Here is a 5,470-nt window from a genome sequence, read left to right as displayed (position 1 = left end):
CAACGCCCGGGTGTGGCTGGCCGACCTGGACCGCGTGCCGGACAAGTAGTCCGCGGACCCGTCACGCAGCAGTGACCCGTAACCCCTATCGTTGCCCCCATGGGCAAGCAGGAAGACTTCGTACTCCGCGCGCTTGAAGAGCGCGACGTCCGGTTCGTGCGGTTGTGGTTCACCGACGTGCTCGGGTACCTCAAGTCGGTGGCGATCGCCCCGGCGGAGCTGGAGGGCGCGTTCTCCGAGGGCATCGGCTTCGACGGCTCCGCGATCGAGGGCTTCGCCCGCGTCTACGAGTCGGACATGGTCGCGAAGCCGGACCCCGCCACGTTCCAGGTGCTGCCCTGGCAGACACCCGAGGGCACGAACTACTCGGCGCGCATGTTCTGCGACATCACCATGCCGGACGGCTCCCCGTCGTGGGCCGACCCGCGCCACGTGCTGCGCCGCACGCTGTCGAAGGCCAGCGAGGCCGGGTTCACCTGCTACGTCCACCCCGAGATCGAGTTCTTCCTGCTCAAGAGCTTGTCCGCCGACGGGAGCGAGCCCGAGCCCGCGGACAACGGCGGCTTCTTCGACCAGACCTCGCACGAGACCGCCACGCACTTCCGCCGCCACGCCATCGAGTCGCTCGAGGCGATGGGCATCTCCGTCGAGTTCAGCCACCACGAGGGCGCACCCGGCCAGCAGGAGATCGACCTGCGCTACGCCGACGCGCTGACCATGGCGGACAACGTCATGACCTTCCGGTACCTGGTCAAGGAGGTCGCGATCACGCAGGGCGTGCGCGCCTCGTTCATGCCCAAGCCGTTCTCCGACCAGCCGGGCTCGGGCATGCACACCCACTTCTCCCTGTTCGAGGGCGACCGGAACGCCTTCTACGACGAGGAGGACCCGTACCAGCTCTCCGACATCGGCAAGCAGTTCGTCGCGGGCATCCTCAAGCACGCGCGAGAGATCTCCGGCGTCACGAACCAGTGGGTCAACTCGTACAAGAGGCTGATCGTCGGCGGTGAGGCACCCACGGCCGTGTGCTGGGGTCACGCCAACCGCTCCGCGCTGGTCCGTGTGCCGATGTACTCGCCGGGCAAGTCGTCGTCGCGCCGTGTCGAAGTCCGCACGCTGGACTCCGCGTGCAACCCCTACCTGGCCTACTCGGTCGTTCTGGCCGCCGGGCTCAAGGGCATCGAGAAGGGCTACGAGCTGCCGCCGCCCGCCGAGGACGACGTGTGGTCGCTGACAGACCGCGAGAGGCGCGCCGCCGGCTACGCCAACCTGCCGCAGAACCTCGGCGAGGCCCTCACCGAGATGGAGAACTCGGAGCTGCTCCCCGAAGCCCTGGGCGAGCACGTCTACGACTTCTTCCTGCGCAACAAGAGGACGGAGTGGGACGCGTACCGTCGAAGCGTCACCCCGTACGAGTTGCGCACACTTCTTCCGGTGCTGTGAGGCCGATACGTTGCTCTCCGTGACAGAGGTACCCCAGTTCCAGCCGACGATCTGCGCGTGCACGGTCGCCACGGCGGCGGAGCTGCCCGCGGTCAAGGTCCTGTCCAGCTCGTTCCTCGACGAGCACCCGGAGGGGCGGTTCGTCGCGCTCGTCGTCGACGCGCAGCCCGAGCACGCCGGACCGGGCCTGATGACGCCGCAGGACATCGACGTGTCCGAGGACGAGCTGCACGTGCTCGCGACCTCGATGGACGCTTCCGAGCTGAAGGCCGCCATGGTGCCGAGGCTGCTGGAGGCGCTGCTGTCACAGGGTATGCCCGTGCTGTACCTCGACCCGTGGGTGCAGGTGTTCGGGTCGTTGACGAAGCTCGTGCTGGAGGCGTTGCGCAACGCGCCGGTCGTGCTGCTGCCGCGCACGTTGCGGCCGTTGCCGTCCGACGGGCTGCAGCCCGGCCCCGCCGAGCTGCACGAGCTGGGCGCGTTCGACCCCGGCTTCATCGCGGTCAGCAAAGGCGCCGAGCCCTACCTGACCTCGTTGGACATGCCGGCGATCGTGCCGCATCACGTCGTGCGTGACGCACGGGTCGGGGTGTCCGTCTGGAACGTGGCCGACAGGCCGCTGCACCGCACCGAGACCGGCGCGTTGGCCGTTGTCGGTCAAGACCTGCTGACCGTGCACTTCCGCGGATTCGACCCACGCCGCCCGTGGCTGCTGTCCGCCGACTTCGCCGAACGCCCCCGTGTACTTCTCTCCGAACACCCCGAGGTCGCCGAACTCTGCACCGCCTACCGCGCCGAACTGGTGAGGTGCGGCTGGACCGTCGCACCGGTGCCCTACCGGTTCGGCACCCTGATCGACGGGACCCAGATCCCGCCAGGACTGCGCGCCGACTACCGGGTGTCGGAGCCGACGCCACCACCGGCGTTCGGTGAGGACGGCGGCGGCGGGTTCCTCATGTGGGCGTGCGAGGCCACCGAGCACGGCGGCACGCGCTGGGCCGACGCCGTGTGGCGTGCCGACACGTCGCTGCAGCAGCAGTTCCCCGCGCCGTTCGGCGCGGACGCCGACGCGTGGCGCGAGTGGTGCGCCAGCGTGGGCGTGGCGACCGGCCGGTTGCCGGCGCCCGCCGTGCCGCAGCCACGGTCCGAGGGGCCGGCATTGCTGGACCAGCTCGGTGTCTCCGTCGTGGGCTCAGGGCCGTTGGCGGAACGGATGCTCGCCGCCGCGCGCGCGTCCGGTCTGCCGGTGTCGACGTCCGCCGGCTACCCCGTCGTCCTGCGCACTTCTCCTGCTGACGAGGTGCCCTCGGGGCGGTTCGTCGTCGACGTCGCGTTGGACGCCACCGCCGCGGACGACCGCACGGGCGTGAACGAGCTGTGGCTGTCGTCCGACGTGTCGCGCGCCGCCGCCGAACGCATCGGCGGCCCCATCGTGCGTGTGGTGCCTGTGCCCGTACACGACGTTGGTGCGCGTGAGCACGAGTCGGGCGAAGTGGTGGTGTTCGCGGCGATCGCAGACCATGCGCTGGATCGCTCAGGCAACGTGCTCGGTGCCGTGTCCGCCTTCTTGACCGCGTTCCCCGACCGGACGGACGTCGAGCTGCGGATCGCGGTCTCCAATGCGTTCGACCACCCGGAAGCCGCCGAGCGGCTGCGCCTGGCCACCGCCGCCGACCAGCGGATCTCCCTGGTCGAGGACGAGGACGTCTGCTCGACGGCAGACGCCGTCGTGTCGTTGCACCGCGGCGGGGCCGACGACCGGATCGCGTTGAGGCTGGCCGAACTGGCCGTGCGAAGCGTTCCGATCGTGGCATCGGACCACGGCGCCGTCGCGGAGCTGTTCGGCAAGACGGCGGTTCTCGTACCGTGTCACCAGGGCGCCGAACCCGACGTGCAGGCTGCCTCGCGACTGCTGCGTTCGTTGGCCGATGACCTGCCCACGGCAGCTGCGCTGGGTGCGGCCGGACGTGACCACGTGCTGTCCGTGCGCTCCGTTGCGCGCGTCAGCGAAGTCGTTCGTGAACGCGTCGAACACGCGTACCGGGGATGGCGGGCACGCCGGCCGAAGCCGAAGGCCGAAGTCGACCCGATGCTCGCACTGCAGTCGGCCAAGCACGCGTTACTGCGCCAACCCACCGTGGACGGCCCTCATCGGACGCCGATGGCACCCGCGCTGCGCAAGGTCGTCCTGCGCGCGTTGGACCACTACGACAACCACATGCGCCAGGTGCTGCACACCCTGATCGACGGGGTCGAACGCACGGTGTCCGAGCTGGTCAACCGGCAGGACGCGCTGAAGGCCGGCGTCGGCGCCGGCGAGCTGGAGCTGCTGCGCGCCGAGGTCGAACAGGTCGCGGAACGCCAGTCGCACTTCGGCGACCAGCTGATCGGCATCGACGACGGCGTCGTGCGCGCCCGCGCCGACATGGCCGGTCAGGGCCGCCGGATGCGCGACATCGAGGACGCCGTCGTCGCCGAGGCCGCCAAGCGGGCCAAGGCCACCGACGTCCTGGCCGAACGCATCGACAAGCTGACCGTCGCGCTGGACCGGACGCTCGACCGGATCGACGGCCTGGAGTCCAAGGTCGTCGAGGTGTTCCGCGAACGCGACTCGCGGCTCGACGTCGCGATCCGTGCGGCCAACCACGCACAACAGACCGCGGACGCGTTGCGACGCGTGGTCGTCCGCCAGCACGAGACCTCCGGTGACGCGCCCGAAGTGCGTTCGTCGTTGGTGCTGTGCGACGCGGGCATGCTCCGGCTGCCCGCCGACGACGCGTTCATGCTCCCGCTGCTGTCGTCCAACGGCGTGTGGGAACCCGAGCTCGCTGACCTGCTCGACTCCGTGCTCGAGCCGGACGGGATCTTCCTCGACGTCGGCGCGTACGTCGGCTACCACTCCGTCAGGGTGTTGTCGCGCCTCGGCCTGATGGGCGCGGTCGTCGCCGTCGAGCCCGACGCCTCGGCAGCGGCTCTGCTGAGGCACAACGCCTCGGCGAACCTGCCCGCCGCCGTCGCCTCCCGTCTGACCGTGATCGAGGGTGCGGCCTGGGAGAGCGCGGGCGAGCTCGCCGCCTCACCGACGTTGACCGGCGGTGTGGCCGTGTCACCGTTGGCGGAGGACGCCGCGGAAGACGCGCCGAAGGTCCGGTCGGTGCGCCTGGACAAGGAACTCGAAGACATCCCCCTGGTCCAGGGCATGAAGCTCTCCGTCGTACGGGTCGACACCCCTGGCCGCGGGCATCGCGCGTTGGCCGGCCTCGTCCGGTTGCTGCGCCGCGACCGGCCGCACGTGTTCCTCGAGTTCTCCGCGACCTCGACGGCCGACTTCGGTGACGATCCGGTGACGGTCCTCAAGGAGTTCGGCGTCTGGGGCTACGACCTGGTCCCGCTGGCCACCCGCCAGGCAGCCGCCCCGGACCAGATCGTGAGGGCGATGGAGGGACTCCGTTCCATCTCCCTGTGGCTCCGGCCGCGTCCGGTCGGGGCCAAGCCGGCTGCTCCCTCCCCGTCCGTGCCGATCAAACAGCCCGCTGACCAGGCGATTTGACTTTGACCGTCCCCGTCAGTAACTTTCTCCAGGTCGCAAGCGAGACCCCGAAACGAGCGGTTGACACTGCGGATCGGGTCGGGTAAAGTTTGTCGGCGTCAAACCCCCAGAAGTAAATGAACGGCCTATCGTGCTGTCCGGGATCCGAAAAGACCCCGATTTGACACCGGAAAAGCCACTCAGATAACTTCTGAACCAAGCGAAAAACTGAATGCGAAGCGAGTTTGCGCCGAGCCTGAATCGCCCGAGAGGCCGATTTGACAAAGCGAAAACGAACTGGCTAAGCTTTCAACACAAGCCCCGAGAGAAACTCTCCGGAAACGGAGAATGGAACCGGTGAGCGCGTGTTCTTTGAGAACTCAACAGCGTGCCGAAAAACAGCCAGTAATATGAATACTCCTCGTCAGGAGTATTCCTTTGAGTAGATAGACAGATTGCCAGACATATTCCGTCTGGAGCGATCACAACGATCCTTAT

2 protein-coding genes are annotated in these 5,470 nt (G+C 68.5%); both read left to right on the top strand.

The genetic code is table 11. From position 1 onward, the window contains the following. Positions 1-99: 99 nt before the first annotated feature. Positions 100-1,443: a type I glutamate--ammonia ligase gene (gene glnA, locus VM306_RS17220; RefSeq protein ID WP_325516006.1), complete on the top strand. Its 1,344-nt coding sequence runs from the start codon at positions 100-102 to the stop codon at positions 1,441-1,443. A 19-nt stretch (positions 1,444-1,462) separates the two neighbouring features. After that, positions 1,463-4,993 carry an FkbM family methyltransferase gene (locus tag VM306_RS17215; RefSeq protein ID WP_325516005.1) on the top strand — a complete coding sequence of 1,177 codons (3,531 nt, stop codon included), beginning with the start codon at positions 1,463-1,465 and terminating at the stop codon, positions 4,991-4,993. Positions 4,994-5,470: the final 477 nt, after the last annotated feature.

Origin of the sequence: Lentzea sp. (genome assembly GCF_035525475.1) — a bacterium.
GTDB lineage: Bacteria > Actinomycetota > Actinomycetes > Mycobacteriales > Pseudonocardiaceae > Lentzea.
The sequence above is the reverse complement of the archived record's forward strand: the minus strand, read 5'-3'. Positions and strand labels throughout refer to the sequence as shown.